This window comes from Streptomonospora sediminis (genome assembly GCF_054778995.1).
The window spans coordinates 1-721 of the sequence record NZ_BAAGYZ010000048.1 but is presented as its reverse complement, the minus strand read 5'-3'; the positions used below and the strand labels follow the sequence as shown (position 1 = coordinate 721).

General features: G+C 69.8%; 1 pseudogene. It reads left to right on the top strand.

Annotation, left to right across the window (positions count from 1 at the left end):
- Positions 1 to 531, top strand: a pseudogene (locus ACYVD5_RS11630) (hypothetical protein); the annotation flags it as partial.
- Positions 532 to 721 lie beyond the last annotated feature (190 nt).

Here is a 721-nt window from a genome sequence, read left to right as displayed (position 1 = left end):
CCACCCGACAACCCAGACGACTCCCCCGCACCCCCGAACTCCACCGAACCCGCCTCCGCCGAAACACCATCAACCACAGAACCCGCCACCGCAGAACCCGACGCAGAACCACCGCCGCCCGCAGAACCCGCCACCACCGCACCGTCCGACACCGCCGCAGAACCCGACGCAGACACAGACACCGACACACCCGCATCCCCGGATTCCACCAACCCCGCATCCGCCGAACCGTCCGAACCCGACGCTGAACCGGCCGACCCCCCACCCGACTCCCCGGACACACCCACAGACACCGCCGAACCCGCAACCACGTCCAAACCGGCACCCGCACCTGAGACCGACACCTCACCCGGCCCGGACTCCGAACCCGCGTCCCAAACCCGCCCGGACTCCGAACCCGCGTCCGAAACCGCCCCCTCAACCGAAACCCGCCCCCCACCCGAAACCGGAGCCACCGAAACCGAACCGGACCCCCCACCCCCACGCACCAACCGCCGCACCAACACCCGCGACCCCCGCACCGCAACCTGATCCTCCACACCACCACCCGACCCCAACACCCACACCAACCCACCACCCACATCCGACCCCACCACCCCACCACCCACATCCACCAACCCACCCCACAACCCACCAACCTCCAACCCCACCACCCGCCCCAACCCCCACAACCCCGCCGACACCGGCGAATACACCGCATCCGACCGATCCACCGACACCC